General features: G+C 72.9%; 12 protein-coding genes. 4 read left to right on the plus strand and 8 right to left on the minus strand.

The genetic code is table 11. From position 1 onward, the window contains the following. Position 1: 1 nt before the first annotated feature. From ACFY30_RS05215 to ACFY30_RS05225, 3 genes are all read right to left on the minus strand, one after another. On the minus strand, positions 2-1,327 hold the full coding sequence (locus tag ACFY30_RS05215; protein WP_390843794.1) for a nucleotide sugar dehydrogenase: 1,326 nt from the start codon (positions 1,325-1,327) through the stop codon (positions 2-4). 73 nt (positions 1,328-1,400) lie between these two features. Then, positions 1,401-2,879, minus strand: a complete 1,479-nt coding sequence (locus ACFY30_RS05220; protein ID WP_390843795.1) for a sugar transferase — start codon at positions 2,877-2,879, stop codon at positions 1,401-1,403. A gap of 522 nt (positions 2,880-3,401) precedes the next feature. After that, complete coding sequence (locus ACFY30_RS05225) at positions 3,402-4,538, minus strand: magnesium and cobalt transport protein CorA (protein WP_390843796.1); 1,137 nt, start codon at positions 4,536-4,538, stop codon at positions 3,402-3,404. Positions 4,539-4,731: 193 nt separating this feature from the next. Between ACFY30_RS05225 and ACFY30_RS05230 the strand changes: the two genes are divergently transcribed. Continuing rightward, positions 4,732-5,850 (plus strand): winged helix DNA-binding domain-containing protein, encoded by a 1,119-nt coding sequence (locus ACFY30_RS05230; protein WP_390843797.1) that lies wholly within the window; start codon positions 4,732-4,734, stop codon positions 5,848-5,850. Positions 5,851-5,987: 137 nt separating this feature from the next. On the opposite strand, the gene ACFY30_RS05235 is transcribed toward ACFY30_RS05230, so the two are convergent. The 3 genes from ACFY30_RS05235 to ACFY30_RS05245 all read right to left on the minus strand — a co-directional run bounded on the left by ACFY30_RS05235 (position 5,988) and on the right by ACFY30_RS05245 (position 10,928). Beyond that, on the minus strand, positions 5,988-6,779 hold the full coding sequence (locus ACFY30_RS05235; protein ID WP_390658919.1) for a S1 family peptidase: 792 nt from the start codon (positions 6,777-6,779) through the stop codon (positions 5,988-5,990). A gap of 237 nt (positions 6,780-7,016) precedes the next feature. Then, positions 7,017-9,833 (minus strand): ATP-binding protein, encoded by a 2,817-nt coding sequence (locus ACFY30_RS05240; protein ID WP_390843798.1) that lies wholly within the window; start codon positions 9,831-9,833, stop codon positions 7,017-7,019. A 270-nt stretch (positions 9,834-10,103) separates the two neighbouring features. After that, on the minus strand, positions 10,104-10,928 hold the full coding sequence (locus ACFY30_RS05245; protein ID WP_390843799.1) for a response regulator transcription factor: 825 nt from the start codon (positions 10,926-10,928) through the stop codon (positions 10,104-10,106). A 125-nt stretch (positions 10,929-11,053) separates the two neighbouring features. Between ACFY30_RS05245 and ACFY30_RS05250 the strand changes: the two genes are divergently transcribed. After that, positions 11,054-12,724: an AMP-binding protein gene (locus ACFY30_RS05250; RefSeq protein ID WP_390843800.1), complete on the plus strand. Its 1,671-nt coding sequence runs from the start codon at positions 11,054-11,056 to the stop codon at positions 12,722-12,724. A gap of 8 nt (positions 12,725-12,732) precedes the next feature. Next, complete coding sequence (locus tag ACFY30_RS05255; protein WP_390844190.1) at positions 12,733-14,334, plus strand: AMP-binding protein; 1,602 nt, start codon at positions 12,733-12,735, stop codon at positions 14,332-14,334. A gap of 76 nt (positions 14,335-14,410) precedes the next feature. On the opposite strand, the gene ACFY30_RS05260 is transcribed toward ACFY30_RS05255, so the two are convergent. Continuing rightward, positions 14,411-16,873 (minus strand): SpoIIE family protein phosphatase, encoded by a 2,463-nt coding sequence (locus ACFY30_RS05260; protein ID WP_390843801.1) that lies wholly within the window; start codon positions 16,871-16,873, stop codon positions 14,411-14,413. Between the two features lie 237 nt (positions 16,874-17,110). Between ACFY30_RS05260 and ACFY30_RS05265 the strand changes: the two genes are divergently transcribed. After that, positions 17,111-19,615: a SpoIIE family protein phosphatase gene (locus ACFY30_RS05265; protein WP_390843802.1), complete on the plus strand. Its 2,505-nt coding sequence runs from the start codon at positions 17,111-17,113 to the stop codon at positions 19,613-19,615. On the opposite strand, the gene ACFY30_RS05270 is transcribed toward ACFY30_RS05265, so the two are convergent. After that, a complete protein-coding gene (locus ACFY30_RS05270; RefSeq protein WP_390843803.1) occupies positions 19,606-20,376 on the minus strand; it encodes a hypothetical protein in 771 nt (256 codons plus the stop codon). The two genes, ACFY30_RS05265 and ACFY30_RS05270, sit on opposite strands and share 10 nt — an antisense overlap. Positions 20,377-20,473 lie beyond the last annotated feature (97 nt).

Below are 20,473 nucleotides of genomic sequence, written 5' to 3' on the forward strand. Positions count from 1 at the left end.
GTCACCAGGCAAGGCCCACGTATCCCGGTTCGGCCCGGCGCGCCTCGGCGTCGGGGAGGTGGACGAGGTCGACGATGACCGGGCCGTCGCCATGGGGCAGCGCCGACAGCACGGCCGGGTCCCTGGTGCCGACCAGGCACACCTCGGCGTGCTCGAGGACCTCCTCGACGGACTCCGCGAGCAGCTGCGCGAGGTGCGGCAGCCGTGTCTCGATGTACTCGCGGTTCGCGCCGAGCAGCCGGGACAGGCTCACGTTGGCGTCGTAGATCTTCAGGTCGTAGCCCTTGCCGAAGAGCCTCTCCGCCAGCTCGACGAGCGGGCTCTCCCGGAGGTCGTCGGTGCCGGGCTTGAACGACAGCCCGAACATTCCCACCCGGCGTCTGCCCGCGCGTTCGACCAGCTCCACCGCCCGCTGCAGATGGTCGGCGTTGGAGGGCAGCACGTGGGCGAGGATGGGGACCGAGACGTCGGCCCGCTGCGCCGCGTGGACGAGGCTGCGCAGGTCCTTGGGCAGGCAGGAGCCGCCGAAGGCGAAGCCGGGCCGCAGGTAGGCGGGGCTGATGTTCAGTTTGCGGTCGGCCAGGAACACGTCGATCACCTGGTGCGAGTCGACCCCGAGCGCCTGGCACACCGCGCCCAGCTCGTTCGCGAAGCCGATCTTGAGACCGTGGAACGCGTTGTCCGCGTACTTGATCGCCTCGGCCGTCGGGACCGGCACCCGGAACACCTCGCCGGGCAGGCCCTCGTACAGCGCCGACACCGCGTCGCCGCTCGCCGGGTCGAGTTCGCCGATAACGGTCTTGGGCGGGTCGAAGAAGTCCCGCACGCTCGTGCCCTCGCGCAGGAACTCCGGGTTGACCGCGACGCCGACATCCACCCCGGCCATGCCGCCGACGTACTTCTCCAGGATCGGCACCAGCAGGTTCAGACAGGTGCCGGGAAGCATGGTGCTGCGGAACACGACGGTGTGCCGGCCCCCCTGCTTGGCCCCCTCGGCCAGCACGGCGCCGATCTGCTCGGTGACCCGCTCCAGGTACGTGGTGCACAGGCTGCCGTTGGGCTCCGAGGGCGTGCCCACGCAGACCAGCGAGATCTCGCTGTCCATGACCGCCTCGCGGACGTCGGCGGTCGCCCGCAACGCTCCGCTCCGCACGACCTCGGCGATGAGCTCGCCGATCCGCTCCTCGACCACCGGGGCCTTGCCGTCGTTGACCAGGTCGACCTTCACCTGGTTCACGTCGACGCCGACGACCTCGTGGCCCATGCTGGCCAGGCACGCGGCCGACACGCAGCCCACGTAGCCGAGCCCGAAAACGCTGACTCTCATGACCCGTTCCTCCCCCCAGGCAGGCCTTGTGGCCTGCGGTCCGCGCGCCCGGCCGGGCGACGCCCCCCGCGCATCAGTAGGCGCCCTGCCCGTAGAGCACCGCACGCAGCGTCTTCCACAAGATCACTGTGTCCAGGGCGAGCGACCAGTCCTCGACGTACCGCAGGTCCAGCCGGACCGCCTCCTCCCACGACAGGTCGCTGCGTCCGCTGATCTGCCACAGGCCGGTGAGTCCGGGCTTGACCAGCAGCCGCCGCCGGATGTCCGGGCCGTACGCGGCGCACTCCTCCGGCAGCGGAGGCCGCGGACCGACGAGCGACATCGATCCGGTGAGCACGTTGAAAAGCTGCGGGAGTTCGTCGAGCGAGTACCGGCGCAGCACCGATCCCACGCGGGTCACCCGCGGATCCCGGCGCAGCTTGAACAGCGGGCCGGCGCCCTCGTTGCGGTCGGCCAGCTCGGCACGTGCCCGGTCGGCCCCGGCGACCATGGTGCGGAACTTGAGCATGGTGAACTCGCGGCCGTCCTTGCCGACCCTGCGCTGGCGGTAGAACGCCCCGCCCCGGCTGTCCACCAGGACGAGCAGCCCGACCAGCACCATCAGCGGCGCGAACAGCATCAGCAGGATCGCTGCTCCCGTCCGGTCGACGACCCCTTTGACCGCCCGGCGGCCCCCGGTGAAGGTCGGCATGCTGACCCGCAGCAGCGGGATCCCGAGCACCGCGTCGACGTGCAGCCGCGGGCCGGCCACCTCCATCAGCACGGGTGCCACGACCATCTCGGTGTCGGTGCCTTCGAGGTTCCAGGCCAGCCGTTGCAGCCGCTCCGGTGACCAGTGCGCGTCCGGTGTGACCGCGACGACACGGTAGCCGTCGCCGTGGACGTGCTTGGCGACGTCCGACAGCCGGCCGACGACCGGCACCCCGTCCAGCAGGTCACCGTCGAGCCCGGGACCGTCCGTCGTGCACACCGCGTCCACCCGCCAGCCGAGGTGCGGGAACTTGCGGGTACGGGTGATCAGGTCCTGCACGGTGTCCGGGCTGCCGGCGGCGAGCACCGGTCGCAGACACTGTCCGTCCTTGCGCTGTTTGTGCAGCGAGAGCCGCAGCAGATACCGCACGGTCATGGTGACGACCGCGATCGCGGGGATCGCGACGAAGATCCAGAGCTTGATGTTGCGCGAGGTGAGGGCGATCCCGCCGAGGGCCAGGACGACGGTCGCCGTGAACAGCGAGCGTCCGAGCCGGCGGAACTCCTCGGCGCCCTGGCCGAGCACGGCCGGAGCCCACGACCGGCTCACCGCGAGTGCCCCCAGCACCAGCAGCTCGGTGCCGAACGCGAGAATGCCCCACTTCTCATGCCAGTTGGCCGCGTCCCGGGCCCCGAAGAAGTTGCCGATCCCCGCCACCACGAAGGCGGTTGCCACGGTGTCGCTGGTGATCACGGCACGTCGGTACCGCTGCTCCCAGTCGATCGCGGGCCGGCCGCCCGCGCCGTTTGCCAGATGCTCGGGCGCCGAGAAAAACGTGCTGACCAGTCCCCCTTGCCGCACAGAACCCCCCAGGTTCCCCAGTGGTTCGACGTGTTCGCCCAACACTGTTCCTCCCCTCGGGAGGCCCCCGCCCCCCGCGCCGCGCTGTTCCTCCCTGCGGCAGGCCCCCGCCTCCCGCGCATGACATCCCGGCTGTTTCAGGGCTGCTGGAAGAACCCGCCCTGGCGGCAATGGACTCGTACGTCCTGCCGGACACTCGAGGAGCGCCGGAACCCGTCACAACCTCGGATGCTCCCCGCACCCAAGGCCCCCCCGGGCTCCAAGAACTGATCACCCCCACGCCCGGCGTCGGAGACGCGACTGCTGGCGTTCCGCAGCACCGGACCTATAGATGATTACTGGTCGCCTCAGCTGAAGCATGGTCAATCTAGACCATCAGGGCCGGTATGAAGAGAGGATTGTGTGTAATTTGTGCTCAAGCTTTTTTTCGGCTGGATCCACCTGTTCGTGATCGCCCCGCCCTGGGCCGGGCGCCCGCGGCCGCCGCTTCCGGTCCCCGGCACCCGCTTCTGCCGGCCGTGCTCAGAGCCAGTCCCGCCGCTTGAAGATGAAGTACAGGCTGGTGCACACCACGGCCATGAGGGCGATGGCGAAGGGGTATCCGAACACCCAGTGCAACTCGGGCATGTGCACGAAGTTCATCCCGTAGATCGTCCCGACCAGCGTCGGAGCGAACAGGATCGCCGCCCAGGAGGAGATCTTCTTGATCTCCTCGTTCTGCTGGAACCCCGCCTCCGCCAGCGCCCGCATCTCCGCGTTCTGCTGCTGGGTGACCAGGGTCGCGTTCACGGTGAGGATCTCGGTGAGGGCCTGGCGGAAACCGTCGACGCGCTCGCTGGTGTGGGTGACGTGGTCGGCGACGTCGCGCAGGTAGCGCTGGAGTTCCTCGTCCGTGCCGTACTTGGAGAAACCGGCCATCAGACCGTGCAGCATGCCGACCAGGGGGCGGGTGGCACGCTGGAACTCGACCATCTCGCGGGAGAGTTCGTAGATGCGGCGGGAGACCTCGGGGTCCCCGCGGAAGACCTCCGTCTCGATCTCGTCGATGTCGTTCTGGACACCCGAGACGACCGGCAGGTAGCCGTCGACGACCGCGTCGAGGATGGCGTACAGGACCGCCTCGGGGCCGAGCTTCAGCAGGTCCGGGCTGTCCTCCATACGGCGGCGGACCGCCGACAGGTCCGGTGCCGCGCCGTGGCGGACCGTGATGACGAAGTCGGGCCCCACGAACACGTGCAGCTCGCCGAAGTCGATCTCCTCGGGCGCGTCGAGGTAGCGGGCGGCGCGCAGCACGACGAAGAGCGTGTCGCCGTAACGTTCCAGCTTGGGGCGCTGGTGGGCCTCCTTCGCGTCCTCGACGGCCAGCGGATGCAGGTCGAACTCGGCGGCCAGGGAGTGCAGTTCGCCCTCGGTGGGGCGGGCCAGGCCGATCCACGCCATACCGTCCGGCCGCTCGCGCAGCGCCCGGTAGGTCTCCGCGAGGCCGGACGGGGTGTAGACGCGGACGCCGTCGCGGTACAGCACCGCCTGGACGACGCTCGCGACCTCGCCGGCCCCGGCCGGCTCCGGTGCCGGTGCGGAGGCGCCGGGGCGGGCCTGCTCCGGCGGGGGCGCGGTGCGGCGCCAGACGGACTTCCGGGAACGGGGGTGATCGGGCATCGCGGCTGCCTCTCGGTCTCGTGGTCCGAGCCTACGTCCGTGTGATCACGACGCGGGACATCCCGGCCCCACCGCCTCCTGAGTGGCCGCCTCACCGATGGCCCCGTGCCGGTGGCGGAAGGAACCCGTCCTGGTCACTCGCCAGGGCCGCGACGGGGCGAACGGTGCCTGTCGCGGCACTAGGTTGCCCTCCATGACGAAGACGACGTCCGCGGCCACCCCCGTGCTCTCCCCCCGCGCCCTCAACCGCGCGACCCTCGACCGGCAGCTGCTCCTCAGGCCCGCCGCGCTGCCGGTGAAGGCGGCGGTGGAGCACCTGCTGGGACTGCAGGCCCAGAACGTCAAACCGCCCTACTACGCGCTCGCCGCCCGCCTCGACGGCTTCGTGCCCGAGCGGTTGTCGACGCTGATGGCGGACCGCGAGGCGGTCCGGATCGTCACGATGCGCTCCACCATCCACACCCACACCGCCGACGACTGCCTCGTCCTGCGGCCGCTCGTGCAGCCCGCCCGTGACCGTGAGCTGACGCTCTTCCGCGCCGGGCTCGCCGGCGTCGACCTCGACCGGCTCGCCGCCCTCGCCCGGGACCTCGTGGAGGCCGAGCCGCGCACCATGAAGCAGCTGCGCGAGGCACTGTCCGCCGAGTGGCCCGACGCCGACCCGCAGTCCCTGGCCGTGGCCGCGCGGTGCCGGCTGCCCCTGGTCCAGGTCACCCCGCGCGGGCTGTGGGGGAGGAGCGGACAGGTCGCCCTCACCACCGCCGAGCACTGGCTCGGCCGGCCCGCGGAACCGGCCCCCGCCCCGGACGCCGTCGTCCTGCGCTACCTCGCCGCCTTCGGACCGGCCTCCGTGCGGGACATGCAGACCTGGGCCGGACTCACCCGGCTGCGCGAGGCCTTCGAGCGCCTGCGCCCCGGACTCCTCACCTTCCGGGACGAGCACGGCACCGAACTCTTCGACCTCCCCGACGCCCCGCGCCCCGACCCCGCGACGCCGGCCCCGCCGCGCTTCCTGCCGGAGTTCGACAACCTCCTCCTCTCCCACGCCGACCGCACCCGCCTCGTGCCGCCCGCGTACCGGGGCCGCGCCTGGCAGGGCAACCAGGCCCGCCGCACCCTCCTCGTCGACGGCTTCCTGGCGGGCGTGTGGAAACTGGAGGAGGACACGCTCGTCGTCGAGCCCTTCGACCGCCTCACCGAGGAGCGGCGGGAGGACGTGGCCGCGGAGGGGGAGCGGATGCTGCGCGCGATGCACCCGGGCGCGTCGTACGACATCCGGTTCGGCACCGTCGTACGGCGGCAGACGCCGTGAGGCCGTCCGGCGGCAGACGCCGCCGGACGGCCGCGGGACGTGGAAAGGGGGCGCTGCGGGCCGCTCGTGGAGGCTCGCAGCGCCCCCTGGTTCTTCACCTGAGGGGTGCTCAGGACTTCTGACGGGTCACGCGGTCACTACGAGTTGACCTGCGCGGTCACGAGGGAGGAGAAGGTGGTCAGCCGGGTGTACACACCCGGGTAACCGGCCTCCGCGCATCCCTCCCCCCAGGAAGTGATCCCTGCCAGGACGCCCCCGATGAGCAGGGGACCGCCGCTGTCGCCCTGGCAGGTGTCTACGCCACCGGACGTGTATCCGGCGCAAACCATGTCGGTCTGGACGAAGTCCGAACCGTAGGAGCTCTTGCAGCTGGAGTCGGACACGATCGGGACGGTCGCGGTCCGCAGCTGGTTGGAGGAGCTGCCGTTCTCCGAGGTGGTGCCCCAGCCGAGGATGCGGGCCGTGGTGCCGGCCGCGTACACGCTGGTCTGGGACGAGGAGACGTACGACGCCGTGGTGTACGGCATCGAGGTCGCCAGGGTCAGGACGGCCACGTCGTCACCGTTGGTGGCGTCCGTGTAGTCCGGGTTGATCCAGATCTTGCTCACCCGGCTGACCGTGCCGTTGGTGCCGTTCAGGTAGGTGCGGCCGCCGACGACCCGCACACTGCTGGTGGTCTCTCCGACCATGCAGTGGGCCGCCGTGACCACCTTGGTCGCCGAGACGAGGGTGCCGCCGCAGAACTGGTTCTGCGAGGCGTCCGTGATCTGCATCATGAACGGGTAGGAGGTCGTGGTGGTCGTCGTGCCGCCGACGATGGGCTGCGGTGCTGCGACAGCGGTGGGGGCGCTGAGCAGAGCCGTCGCCGCCGCGGCAGCGGTGGCCGCGACGACGGCCGCGGCCTTCTTGGCACGGTTGAGCCCGAACATGCGTCTCCTCGTGGGGATTTGCCGGTGGGGGGTCGCGCGGGTGTGGGGGGTTGTGCACGGGGGTCGCGGGACCGACCCCCGTGTGCCCGGGCGAGCGGCACATCCCAAACGCTAGGTGCGGGAACACCCACCTCCCAATGAGGGAACCCCCTAGGGGCGTTGGGGCAGGGAAAACCCTCGGTCAACCCGCGGCGGGCCCTCCGTCAACCCGCGTACGGCAGTTAACCCCCGCTTGGCTCACTTCGCGTGGCGCCCCGCCGCCAGGCGGACGATGTCCACCCGGGAGCGGATCCCCAGCTTGCGGTAGACACGGGTGAGGGTCGCCTCGACCGTCTTGACGCTGATGAACAGCCGTGCGGCGATCTCCCGGTTGGTCGCGCCCTCCATGACCAGCGCGGCGACCTGACGCTCCATCGAGGCCAGGCCCTCCAGGGCGTCGGACACGGGAGCCTGCGCGGCGACCGGGGCCGGCCCGGCGGCACCTTCGGCGGCCGCCGCGTCGACCTGCCGCAGCCAGGGCAGCGCCCGGCACCGCCGGAACAGCCGCGCCGCCTCGTCGTACGACGTGGGACCGGGCCGTCCGGTGCGCAGCCGGGCCAGCGCGAACGCGGCCCGCGCCTCCTCCAGGCCGTACCCCAGTTTGGCCAGCCGGTCCTGAACGGACGTCAGCCGGGCAAGCGCCCCCTCCTGGTCGCCGTGCGCCGCCCGGACCAGGGCCTCCGCCCGGTCCAGTACGGCGAGCACGCTCTCCCGGCCGAGCCGCAGCGCGTGCGCACGGGCGACGTCGATGACGTCCTGCGCCTCGCCGGGCTCGCCCACCCGGACCAGGGCCTCGGCGAGGTCGCCGTGCCAGCGGCCGCGCGCGGGGTCGGTGATGCGCAGGCCCACCTCCAGCTCCCGCACCCGGCGCAGCGAGCCGACCGCGCCCGCGGCGTCCCCGGCCACCAGCTGGGCGTGGCCCAGCGCGGCCAGCGCCCGCGAGAGGTACATCTGGTCGCCGTCCTCCTCGGCGCGTTCCGCCGCCTCCCGGGCGAGGGCCAGGGCCCGGTCCACGTCACCGCCGGAGGCCTCGGCGAGGGAGGCGAGCATCGCGGAGGCGCCGAGACCGATGCCGGAGTCGCGGGCCAGCCGCAGGCTCTCCCGGGCCAGGTCGAGGGCGCGCCCGCAGTGCCCGGAGCGCAGTTCGGTCTCGGCGAGGAAGCGCTGGAAGTGCACCTCGCTCTCGACCATGCCGCGCCGGCGCACCTCGCGCAGCAGCGCGGTGATGGTGGCACGGGCCTCCGGCAGCTGGTCGCTCATCAGCAGCCAGCGGAACCGGGCCGCCCCGACGCCGTTGTGATGGCATGCCACATACGGGTCCTGAGGCTCCTTCAGGGCCCGCTTGATGGTGGTGGGCGCGTTCGGATGGCCCATCAGGGTCTCGGTGGAGGCCTGGAAGGAGAGCGCCATCAGCTCGGTGCGCCGGTCGCCGCCGCGGGCGGCCAGCTCCGCCGCGTGCGCGGCCTCCTGGCGGGCCTCGGAGAAGTCGCCCTCGACGATCAGCTTGCGCCAGGCGAGGTGGTAGTGGACCAGGGCGAGCAGCCGGGGGTCGTCGCCGGCGTCGGCGAGGGCCTGCGGGAAGACGGCGTCGACGTCGCCGAGGGCCTGCCCGGCGGCCTCGATGACCACCTCCCAGGCACGGATCCGGTCGGCGGGCACGGTGGCCCGGGTCAGCACCTCGCGCGCGATGTCCCGGGCGAGGTCCACCTCACCGGCGGTGATCGCGTCCTCGGCGGCCTGCAGACGGTGCTCGTCCGGGGCGGGGATGCCGTCCGGCGGGGTGTGCCGGGCGGCGAGCAGCCCGAGCGCGGCGGCGACGGAGGGGGCGCCGCGGTCGCGGGCGAGGGCCGCGGCCTCGGCGAGCCGGGCGGCCACCTCCGGGTCGGTTCCGGTGGTCGCCAGGGCGAGGTTGCGGGCCCGTTCGATCGGGTCGGAGGCCGCGGTGGACAGCGCGGCGTGCGCGGCCCGCCGCTCCTGGGCGGGCGCCTCCGCGTACAGAGCCGCCGAGATCAGCGGATGCGCGAACCGTACGGCGGGACCCTCGGGCTCGGTCGCCAGCAGCCCGAGCTCGGCGGCCTGGGCGGTCTCGGCCTCGGCGTTCTCCCGGCCGGCCGCGTGCAGCAGGGCCAGCGTGGGGCGGGCGCCCGCGCTGGCCACCAGGAGGGTGCGGCGGGCCTCGTCGGAGAGCATGTCGAGGCGGCTGAGCACCAGGGCGCGCAGCGAGGTCGGCACCGGCAGCGGCTCGCCGGGGCGCGGCGGGGTCGGGTTCTCGCCGAGGGCGCGCCCGATCTCCAGGGCGAACAGCGGGTTGCCGCCGCTGGTGCGGTGGATCTCCCGGACCGTGGAGCGGGGCAGGTCCGTGTAGCCGCGGTGGTCGAGCAGCACGGAGACCTGGGCGCGGGAGAGCGGGTTCAGCCGGACGGCGAGGGTGTCCGGCGGGGACGCGCGTAGATGGCGGTCGTACTCCTGGCCCTCGGTGCGGACCGCGCACAGCAGCTGCACGGGGGTGTCACCGAGGCGGCGGGCGGCGAAGCCGAGGAGCTCGGCGCTGGCCGAGTCCAGCCACTGGAGGTCGTCGGCGACGAGCAGGACGGGGCCGGAGGCGGCCAGCGCGCGCAGGGCGGACAGCACGGCGAGGCGCAGGGCGAGACCGTCGCGCTGCAGGGTCGACTCGCCGCGGCCTGTGAGCGCCGACTCCAGGGCCGTGCGCTGGGCCGTCGGCAGCTTGTCCGAGATCTCGTCCAGGACCAGACCGAACAGGTCGGCCAGGGCCAGGAAGGGGAGGTGGGATTCGGACTCGGTCGCCGAGCAGCGCAACACGGTGCGCGCCGCGTCGCCGTAATCCGCGGCCAATGCCCGCAGCACGGTCGACTTTCCTATTCCGGCGGGGCCGTGGAGCAGCACACTGCCGCCGCGGACCAGCTGGTCACGGGCCGAGCCGAACAGCTCCTCCCTGCCGATGACCAGGTCGGGGCGGCATCTGGCAGGCTCCTTGAAGTCCCGTCGCACGGTCACCGCTCCCCTCCAAGTGTCGTGTCCGGGCCAAATTCTAGGCAATGTCCCTTTGAAATTCGGAGGGACGGCGTGGTGAGGGATATAACAACCTGATGCATAGGCAAATTCATTGCGGCGGCGGATGAATGGCTGGTTGTCGTGGTGGCCCCTCCCTGGCTGGATCCGAGCGGTCCCTCCGCCCGCCGCGCCCGGTGCCGCGGCGGGCGTCGCGACGGGCGTGCGAGTACTTTTCCACGGTCGTGTTACCGACAGGAACCGTCTCGCGTCCGCTCACGGCAGCAATCCCGCCCGGCGGGCCGCCGCCACCGCCTCCCCGCGGGTGTGCGCGCCCAGTCTGCGCATCGCCGACCGCAGGTACCCCTTGACCGTCTCCGGGCGCAGGCCCAGCCGCTCGGCCGCCACCGCGTTCGTCGCCCCCGCCGCCACGCACGCCAGCACGTCCAGCTCCCGCGGCGCGAGCGTGACCCGCGGCTGCGCGGGAGCCGGGGTCAGCATGCCGCAGGCCTCCAGCAGCTCCGCGCGCAACACCGGATCCCCGATCCTCGTGGCCAGCGCCCGCAGGGCGGCGTGCGCCTCGCGCACCTGCTCCCAGCCGGGCCCGGGGCCGGGTTCGCGGGCGGGCCGCGCCGACAGCAGGCCGCGCGCCTCGTCCTCGACGACCAGCGCCTGCTCCACGTCCCGCGCCACGTCCACGGCCGCGTTCAGCGTACGGTCGCCCAGCGGCTGCGCGGTGCGCAGGGCGCCGTAGAGCACACCGCGCACCCGGCGCCGCACCACCACCGGGATCGCCAGCACCGAGCGCAGACCCTCCTCGGCGACGGCCGCGTCGTACTCGTGGCTGATCTGCCGGGAGAGGGAGTAGTCGGTCACCGCGCACGGGCGGCCCAACGCGACCGCCTTGCCGCCGAGGCCGTTGCCCGAGGTCACCGTGAGCCCGCTGAGCGCGAGGGTGGCCGCGCCGCTGAACTCGCTGATCCGCATCCGGGCCCGCCCCGGCTCCACCAGGCCGCCGAAGACGACCGGCAGCCCCGTCGCACGCCGCAGCCGCGCCAGCGCACCGCGAATCTCCGCCGTCCCGGCAGGATCTGCTGCCACGTCCTCGCCCTTTCCGGTGGCCGGGTGCCCGCACTCCCCCCGTTCGGGGGTAGTGAGACCTGCATCACGGATTACACGATGTCAGAGAGCCGCCCGGCAATGGTCCGGCACCGAGGAGGACGCAGATGACGACGGCGACGGAGCTGTTCCGCAGGGCCCGGGACTTCCTGCTGGAACACCGTGAGGACTACACGGCCGCCTACGAGGGCTTCGAGTGGCCCCGCCCCGACCACTTCAACTGGGCCCTCGACTGGTTCGACGCCATCGCCGACGGGAACGAGCGCACGGCGCTGCACATCGTGGAGGAGGACGGCTCGCAGACCCGGCTGACCTTCGCCGAGCTCTCCGAGCGCTCCGACCGCGTCGCGAACTGGCTGCGCGAGCGCGGCGTGGCCGCCGAGGACCGGATCCTCGTCATGCTCGGCAACCAGGCCGAGCTGTGGGAGACCGCCCTGGCCGCGATGAAGCTGCGCGCCGTGGTCATCCCCGCCACCCCGCTGCTCGGCCCCGCCGACCTGCACGACCGCGTGGAGCGCGGCCGGGTCCGGCACGTCCTCGTGCGGTCCGAGGACGCCGGCAAGTTCGCGGAGGTCCCCGGCGACTACACCCGGATCGCGGTGGGCGGGGCGCCCGGGGGCTGGCAGCGCTACGAGGACGCGCGCGACGCGCCCGCCGGCTTCACCCCCGACGGCCCCACCGTCGCCGACGACCCCCTGATGCTCTACTTCACCTCCGGCACGACCGCCCGTCCCAAGCTGGTCGAGCACACCCACACGTCGTACCCGGTCGGGCACCTGGCGACGATGTACTGGATCGGGCTGAGGCCGGGGGACGTGCATCTGAACATCTCCTCGCCGGGCTGGGCCAAGCACGCCTGGTCGAACCTGTTCGCGCCGTGGAACGCGGAGGCGACCGTGTTCATCCACAACTACACGCGCTTCGACGCGGGGCGGCTGATGGCGGAGATGGACCGGGCGGGTGTCACCTCCTTCTGCGCGCCGCCGACGGTGTGGCGGATGCTCATCCAGGCCGACCTGACCCAGCTGCGCGTCCCGCCGAGGGAGGTCGTCGCGGCGGGGGAGCCGCTGAATCCCGAGGTGATCGAGCAGGTCCGGCGCGCGTGGGGGGTGACCATCCGGGACGGCTTCGGACAGACGGAGACGGCCGTGCAGGTCTCCAACAGCCCCGGGCAGCCGCTGAAGAGCGGTTCGATGGGGCGGCCGAGCCCGGGGTACCGGGTGGAGCTGCTGGACCCGGTCTCGGGCGCGCCGGGCGCGCGGGAGGGGGAGATCGCGCTGGATCTGTCGGTGCGGCCGGTGGGGCTGATGGCCGGCTACCACGGGGACGCCGACCGTACGGCGGAGGCGATGGCCGGCGGCTACTACCGCACCGGCGACATCGGCTCCCGCGACGAGGACGGCTACCTCACCTACGTCGGCCGCGCCGACGACGTCTTCAAGGCCTCCGACTACAAGATCAGCCCGTTCGAGCTGGAGAGCGCGCTGCTGGAGCACGAGGCGGTGGCCGAGGCGGCCGTGGTGCCCGCACCGGACGAGCTGCGCCTCGCGGTGCCCAAGGCGTATGTGGTGCTGGCGCGGGGCTGGGAGCCGGGTGCGGACACGGCGAAGGTGCTGTTCGAGCACTCCCGCCAGGTCCTGGCGCCGTACAAGCGGATCCGGCGGCTGGAGTTCGCCCCGCTGCCCAAGACCGTCTCCGGCAAGATCCGCCGGATCGAGCTGCGCGAGGCCACGGCGGCGGGTTCGGCGGACGAGTACCGCGAGGAGGACTTCCGGTGATCGCTCCGGTGAACTCCTACACGCACGGCACGAGCGAGACCCCGCTGCTCGGCGACACCATCGGCACCAACCTGGACCGGGCGGCGGGGCTCTGGCCGGGCCGTGAGGCGCTCGTCGACGTACCGTCCGGCAGACGCTGGACGTACGCCGAACTCGTCGAGGACGTCGACCGGTTGGCGGGCGCGCTGCTCGCGAGCGGGGTCGCCAAGGGCGACCGGGTGGGCATCTGGGCCGTCAACTGCGCCGAGTGGGTGCTCGTCCAGTACGCCACCGCCCGCATCGGCGCGATCATGGTGAACATCAACCCGGCGTACCGCACCCACGAGGTGGAGTACGTCCTCAACCAGGCGGGGATCTCCGTCCTGTTCGCCTCGGCCGGCCACAAGACGAGCGACTACCGGGCGATGGTCGCCCAAGTGCGCGGCTCCTGCCCCCGGTTGCGGGAGACCGTGTTCATCGGCGACCCGAGCTGGGACGCGCTGGTCGCGCGCGCCATCCCCGGACTGCGGGAGGAACTGCGGCTGCGCGCGGCCGAGTTGTCCTGTGACGACCCGATCAACATCCAGTACACCTCGGGCACCACGGGCTTCCCCAAGGGCGCGACCCTCTCCCACCACAACGTCCTCAACAACGGCTACTTCGTGGGCGAGATGATCGCCTACAGCGAGCAGGACCGGATCTGCATCCCGGTGCCCTTCTACCACTGTTTCGGCATGGTGATGGGCAACCTCGCGGCCACCTCCCACGGCGCCTGCATGGTGATCCCGGCCCCCTCCTTCGAGCCGAGGGCCACGCTGGAGGCGGTGCAGCAGGAGCGGTGCACGTCCCTGTACGGCGTGCCGACCATGTTCATCGCGGAGCTGAACCTGCCGGACTTCGCGACGTACGACCTCTCCTCCCTGCGCACCGGCATCATGGCGGGCTCGCCCTGCCCGGTGGAGGTGATGAAGCGGGTCGTCGCCGAGATGAACATGGCCGAGGTGTCGATCTGTTACGGCATGACCGAGACCTCGCCGGTCTCCACCCAGACCCGCCGCGACGACGACCTGGAGCACCGCACGGCCACGGTCGGGCGGGTGCTGCCGCACATCGAGGTGAAGATCGTCGACCCGGTGACCGGGGTGACCCGGCCCCGGGGCGCCGCGGGCGAGCTGTGCACCCGCGGCTACAGCGTGATGCTCGGCTACTGGAACGAGCCGGAGAGGACCGCCGAGGCGATCGACGCGGGACGCTGGATGCACACCGGGGACCTGGCGGTGATGCGCGAGGACGGATACCTGGAGATCGTCGGCCGTATCAAGGACGTGATCATCCGGGGCGGGGAGAACGTCTACCCGCGCGAGGTCGAGGAGTTCCTCCACGGCCACCCCAAGATCCAGGACGTCCAGGTCGTCGGCGTCCCGCACGAGCGGTACGGCGAGGAGGTCCTCGCCTGTGTGATCCCGCGCGACGCGGCGGACCCGCTCACGCTGGAGGAACTGCGCGCTCACTGCGAGGGGCGGCTCGCGCACTACAAGATCCCCAGCAGGCTCCAGGTGCTGGAGGCGTTCCCGATGACGGTCTCCGGGAAGGTGCGCAAGATCGAGCTGCGGGAGAGGTACGGCGCTTGAGGACACCCGTGCCGGCGCTCTCCGGTGATGACCGCGAGGGCTGATTCCCCCCACCCCGCCGGTCCCCGGGAGACGTTCATGCCCGGGGGCCGGGAAGTTCGATCTCCGCCCAGATGGTCTTCCCGTCGGCGTGATGGCGGGCGCCCCAGCGCTGCGCGAACTGGGCGACGAGCAGCAGACCGCGTCCGCCCTCGTCGAAGGTGCGGGCCCGTCGCATGTGCGGGGCGGTGCTGCTGCTGTCGGACACCTCGCAGATGAGCGCGGCCCCGCGGATCAGCCGCAGCCGTACGGGCGGTTGCCCGTAACGGATCGCGTTCGTGACGAGTTCGCTCACCACCAGTTCGGCCGTGAAGGCCACCTCGTGCAGCTGCCACGCGGTCAGCCGGGCCAGCACCTCCGCGCGGGCGTCGGCCACCGCGGCGGGGTCGGAGGGCAGGTCCCAGGTGGCGACGTGGCGCGCGTCGAGGGCCCGGGTGCGGGCCAGGAGCAGGGCGATGTCGTCCTGGGGCTGCGCGGGGAGCAGCGTCCGGACCAGATCGTCGCAGGTGGCCTCCAGCGACCGGGCGGGCCGCTCCAGGCACCGGCGCAGCAGCGCGAGGCCACCGCCCAGATCGTGCTCCTCGCCCTGGACGAGACCGTCCGTGTACAGGGCGAGGATGCTGCCCGCGGGCAGTTCCCACTCCAGGGTCTCGAAGGGCAGCCCGCCCACACCCAGCGGAGGGCCGGGAGGAACGCCGGCGAAGTCCACCGTCCCGTCGGGCCTGACGACGGCGGGCGGCGGGTGGCCCGCGGTGGCGGCCGTGCACCGGCGCGAGACGGGATCGTAGACCACGTACAGGCAGGTGGCGACGACGTCGGTGGAGACCTCGAGATCGGGCTCGTGCGCTCCGGGGGCCTCCTCCTCGGCCGCCAGGTGGGTGACCAGGTCGTCGAGCTGGGTGAGGAGTTCGTCGGCGGGAAGATCCACGTCGGCCAGGGTGCGCACCGCGGTCCGCAGACGTCCCATGGTGGCCGAGGCCCGCAGCCCGTGGCCCACCACGTCGCCCACGACGAGCGCGACCCTGGCGCCCGACAGGGGGATCACGTCGAACCAGTCGCCCCCCAGTCCCGCCCGGGTGCGGGCCGGCAGATAGCGATGAGCCACCTCGACCGCCTGCTGGGCGGCGGGCCGGCGGGGCAGCAGGCTGCGTTGCAGGGCCAGCGCGGTGTCCCGTTCGAGGGTGTAGCGGCGGGCGTTGTCCACGGCCACGGCGGCTCGCGCGGCGATCTCCTCGGCCAGCAGCAGGTCGTCCCGGGTGAAGGGCTCCTCGCGCCGGTGCCTGACGAGGACCGCCACGCCGAGGGTGATGCCGCGGGCGCGCAGCGGAATGGCCATCACCGAGTGGATTCCGAACGCCCGGACCACTTCCGCCCGCCCGGGGTCGGCCTGCCGCCAGGCCCTCACCGTTTCGTCCGTCGTGCGGTGCAGCGAGGATCTGCCCGTGGCCAGACAGCGGGCGGGGGGCGTCGACTCGGGGTAGTCGTCCGCGTCGCCGGGCCGGATCAACGCCTCGGGCACCCCCGGCAGGACGGACTGCTGTGCCGCCCGGCGCAGGGTGACGGCGCCCGTCGGGGACGGCGTCGGCTCGACACCGCGGAACAGGGAGTCCAGCAGGTCGATGGTGACGAAGTCGGCGAGCCGGCCCACCGTCGCGTCGGCCATCTCCTGGGCCGTGCGCATCACGTCCAGGGTGCTGCCCACCTGCGCGCTGACGTCGTTGAGCAGTGCGAGCCGCTCCCGGGCCAGGTACTGCTCGGTGACGTCGAGTGCGGACAGCTCCAGGTGCCCCACCTGCCCGGCCCGGCTCCGGAGCGGGGACACGGTGATGGACCAGACCCTCTCGGGGGCCGCGGGCCGCGACCTGCCCCGCACGAGGAACTGCTCGGTCTCGCCCGTCGCGAACACGCGGCTCATGCCGTCCTCGACCGCGTGGCAGATGTGGGGCGGCAGGAGGTCGGTGACCCGCCGGCCGCTCATCTGCTCCTCGCGCAGGCCGAGCTCGCGTTCGGCGCCGGCGCTCGCCCGTACGGCCCGAAGCCCGGCGTCGTACACCATCACGGGCAGATGGCACTGCGCGAAGGCCTCCCGATCGGTGGCCGGGTCGGTGCCCGGGTGCGCCGGCGGCGTCGCCCGGCCGGGACGCGGACGCTCCGGCGGCGTCGCCACGACGAGTTGCTGAGCGTTGCCTTCACCGTCCAGCCACGGATACGCCCGCAGCCGCACCTCCACGTGGCGGCCGTCCCGGTGCCGGAGCAGGGTCGTCGCGCTCCGCCCGCCGAGAGCAGCGCCAAAGCCTCCCTCGCCGCTCGCGTCCGCGCCGAGCAGGCGGGCGACGGGGCTCCCGACCGCCTCCTGACGGGGGTAGCCGAGCAGGCGCTCGGCACCCGTGCTCCACCCCGTCACCATCCCCTGGGCGTCGATGACGGCCGTGGCCGTCGCCGCCGGATCCGGGGCGCCGGAGTCGCTGTCGAGCGGGGTGGCATGGTGCATGTCGATCATCGCCCGTTCTGCCTGGGGGACACCGCGGCCCGGGTGGACGACACCGGGGCCGGGTCGTCCGAAGCGACCGGTCTCGCCCCGTCGACCCCCTCCACACCACTTCTACCGTTCTTCGGCCGCGATCGCGCGTCCTGGACGCGGAGGCGTCCAGGGGGCACGCCTGCCCGGACATGTACCTTTCACCGCACTTAAGCTGAAAAGTGCCGAACAATGCTGGTCGACAAGGATGAGAACGCGGTGACGACAGAGCCGCAGGCGCCCGGGCTGCCTGGCGCACGGGGAGCGGTGCAGGCCGAGGGCCTGCCGTTCCACGTGCCGGTCCTGGCCGCCGCCCGCGCGGCGGCCAGGACCGCGGCCCTGCTGGCCGCCCTGCTGGGCGCGGTGAGCCTGTCCGGATGGATCCTCGACGTCGACGCGCTGAAGAGCGTGCTGCCCGGTGATCCGGTGGCCATGAAACCGAACACCGCCGTGGCCGTGGTGGCGCTGGGGCTCTCCCTGTGCGTGGCGGGCGCCGGCCGGGTCCGTCCCCGGACGGTCGTCGCGGCCCGTGCGGCGGCGGCCCTGGCCCTCCTGATCGGCGGGCTCGCCCTCGTGGAGTACGCGACCGGGGCGGGTCTGGGCATCGACGAGCTCCTCTTCGTCGACGACACCGCCGCAAGGGCGACGGGAACGCCCGGACTGATGGCCCCCAACACGGCCGCGGCACTGACGCTCGGGGCCCTGGCGTCGCTGTGCGCCAGTTCGTCCCGCGTCCCTGCCTGGATCAGCCAGATCCCCGCCCTGGCCGTCGGGGCCCTCGGGATGCTGCGGCTGTACGGGGCCGCCTACGCGGTGCCCCAACTGGAGCGGTTCGGCGCCTACACGGGTATGGCCCTGCACACCGCGCTCGCTCTGGTGCTGCTGGGCACGGCCGCCTTCCTGGCCCGGCCGGGCGAAGGTCCCGCGGGACTGCTGCTGAACGCGGGCACCACGGGCGCGCTGGGCCGTTGGCTGATCGCCACCGTGGTGGTCGTGCCACCGCTGCTGGGCTGGGGCGTCCTGGCGGGCGAGGACGCGGGGCTGTTCGGGTCGCGGCTGGGCACCGCGCTGCTGGTCTTCGGGCACGTGGCGGTGTTCACCGGGGTCGTCTTCACCACCCTCGCCGTGGGCCGCCATGTCGAGGTGGCGCATGCCCGTGCCGAATGGCAGGTGCGGCAGAACGAACTGGTGCAGGCCTTCATGGACCACACGCCCGCGGTGGTCTTCATCAAGGACCTGGACGGACGCTTCCTGGCGGTCAACACGACGTTCGAGGAGATCACGGGGCTGTCCCGTGAAAGGGTGCTGGGCCGCCGCGACCAGGACGTCATGCCTCCCGGCCTCGCGCGTCAGGCGCGGGCCGCCGACCTCGCCATGCTGGCGGCCGGCACCCCGGTGCAGAGGCAGGAGGAGATCCTCGCCCTGCCGGGAGGTCCCCGGGACGTGCTCAGCAGCCTGTTCCCGCTCAACGACGGGCACGGCAGGCCCTACGCCGTGTGCGGCGTGGTCCTCGACGTCACCGAACGGGTCGCGGCCGAGCGTGAGGTCCGGCGGGCCCATCGGCGGTTCCTCGCGCTGCTGGAATCCGCACCCGACGCCACCCTGATCACGGACGGCCGCGGTGTCATCGTCATGGCCAACGCGCAGGTCGAGCGACTGTTCGGGTGTGCGCCGGGTGGCCTCGTCGGCACCGGGGTCGTCGACCTGGTGCCCGCCGCCCGGCGCCGGCGGCACGGCGCCCTGCTCGACGCCTACCTGCGCCTGCCCGAGCCGAAGCCGACGGTCCTGGACAGGAACCTGTACGGACTGCGGTGCGACGGCGGTGAGTTCCCCGTCGAGGTGAGCGTCAGCAGCCTGCGGGCCGAGGAGGAAACCCTCGTGTTCCTGACCGTCCGGGACATCACCGACCGCAGACGGGCCGAGGCCGAACGCGCCGAGCGCTACGAGCAGCAACGGCGCATCGCCTACACCCTGCAGCACAGCCTCATGGGCGAGCCGCCCCTCCTCCCGTACCTGCCCAGCGCCCACCGGTACCTGGCCTCCGTCCAGGACCCGGGGGTCGGCGGCGACTGGTTCGACGTCATCCCTCTCGGCGGGCGCCGCACCGGCGTCGTCATCGGCGACGTGATGGGACGGGGGCTGGAGGCGGCGGCCGTCATGGGGCAGCTGCGTGCCGCCTCGCACGCGCTGGCCCGCACGGGCGCGACGCCCGGCCGGCTCATGGCGGGGCTGGACGTGTTCGTCGCCGACCTGGCGGACCAGCTCGTCACCTGCGTCTACCTGGTGATCGACCAGGACGCGTACGAGGTCACCCTGTGCTCGGCCGGGCACCCGCCCGTCATCGTCCGGCCCCCCGACGGACCCGCCGGCCGGTTGCGGGCACCGGTCGCCGTGCCGCTGGGCGTCAACGACCCGCACGGCGCCCAGGTGCCGTTCGAGGAGACGACCCACCCGCTGCCGCCGGGCAGCACCCTCGTCCTCTACACCGACGGGCTGGTCGAAAGGCCCGGCACCGACATCGACGCCCAGATCGACGTCCTCACGGACACCCTCGACGTCGTGCTGAAGGACGCCCCCGCCGACCCCGCGCTCCTCGACCGGGCGGCGGCCCGGCTGATCGGCACCCTCATTCCGGACCCGGCCGCCCATGACGACGACGTGACCCTGCTCATGATCGGTGTGCCCGCCTCACGCGCCGGCCGGGCGCACCCGCGTCATGCCTGACGATCCACGGCGCCCTCGGCGTCGAGGGCGGCGGCCGCCGCGTTCACCGGCCGCGGGATGCCCGTGAGGTCCAGTACGAACAACGGGACCCGCAGCCGCTCGGCACCGGCGCGGGCCTCCTCGCCGTACCCGGCGAGGGAGAAGTACGCGCAGTCCGCGCAGTGCGTCATCGCCGTCAGCCACAGGCACTCCACGTCCCGCAGTGCGGCCGGGCGCACGCTCGGGTCCACCTGCGCCAGCAGTCCGCGGGCGGCGAGACCGATGCCGGAGGTGGGGCGCTGATCGGCCCTGCGGACGTCGCCGTAGCCGAGCCAGCGCAGATAGAGCGCGGCGGCGGTGACCGCGTCCAGCGCGGTACGCACGGCCACGGACCGGAAGGCGGGGCGGCCGGCCGTCGGGGCGGGTGCCGAGGCCGGCGCCGGTGGGGGCGCCGGTGGCTCTGCCGGTGCCGTGCCCGTGAGCGGCTTCGCGGACCCTTCCGGCGCGCGGGCGCGATCCGGCGGCCCGGCCACCGGGAGCCGCAGCACGGTCCCGCAGGGGCAGCCGAGCTCCGGGTGCGGCCACTGGCCGTGGCGGCCGCAGGTCCCGCAGCGCAGGGTGACCCAGTCCTCGTCCCAGGTCCGGTGCACGACGGCCGTGGGCGCCGCCCCCGGGTCGAGCGAGGGTGCGACGGGTGCGCCGCACGCGCACAGGTAGGACGGCGCGGTGTAGCGGCGCTCGGACCGGCAGGCCGGGCAGCGCACCGGCACGCTCTCGGACATGGCCCCATCGTCCTCCTTCGGCCCCCGCTTGTCCGTCTCTTGACGACCTTCGCGCACCCTCTTACATTGCTTCCAGATAGCAGAAAAAACTTTCCAC

This window comes from Streptomyces sp. NPDC000345 (genome assembly GCF_042898825.1).
Classification (GTDB): Bacteria; Actinomycetota; Actinomycetes; order Streptomycetales; family Streptomycetaceae; genus Streptomyces.

Bases quoted from the DNA above. Each gene is read 5' to 3' on its own strand.
- ACFY30_RS05215 (WP_390843794.1), bottom strand. From the start codon at position 1,327: ATGAGAGTCAGCGTTTTCGGGCTCGGCTACGTGGGCTGCGTGTCGGCC.
- ACFY30_RS05225 (WP_390843796.1), bottom strand. From the start codon at position 4,538: ATGCCCGATCACCCCCGTTCCCGGAAGTCCGTCTGGCGCCGCACCGCG.
- ACFY30_RS05230 (WP_390843797.1), top strand. From the start codon at position 4,732: ATGACGAAGACGACGTCCGCGGCCACCCCCGTGCTCTCCCCCCGCGCC.
- ACFY30_RS05235 (WP_390658919.1), bottom strand. From the start codon at position 6,779: ATGTTCGGGCTCAACCGTGCCAAGAAGGCCGCGGCCGTCGTCGCGGCC.
- ACFY30_RS05250 (WP_390843800.1), top strand. From the start codon at position 11,054: ATGACGACGGCGACGGAGCTGTTCCGCAGGGCCCGGGACTTCCTGCTG.
- ACFY30_RS05260 (WP_390843801.1), bottom strand. From the start codon at position 16,873: ATGATCGACATGCACCATGCCACCCCGCTCGACAGCGACTCCGGCGCC.
- ACFY30_RS05270 (WP_390843803.1), bottom strand. From the start codon at position 20,376: ATGTCCGAGAGCGTGCCGGTGCGCTGCCCGGCCTGCCGGTCCGAGCGC.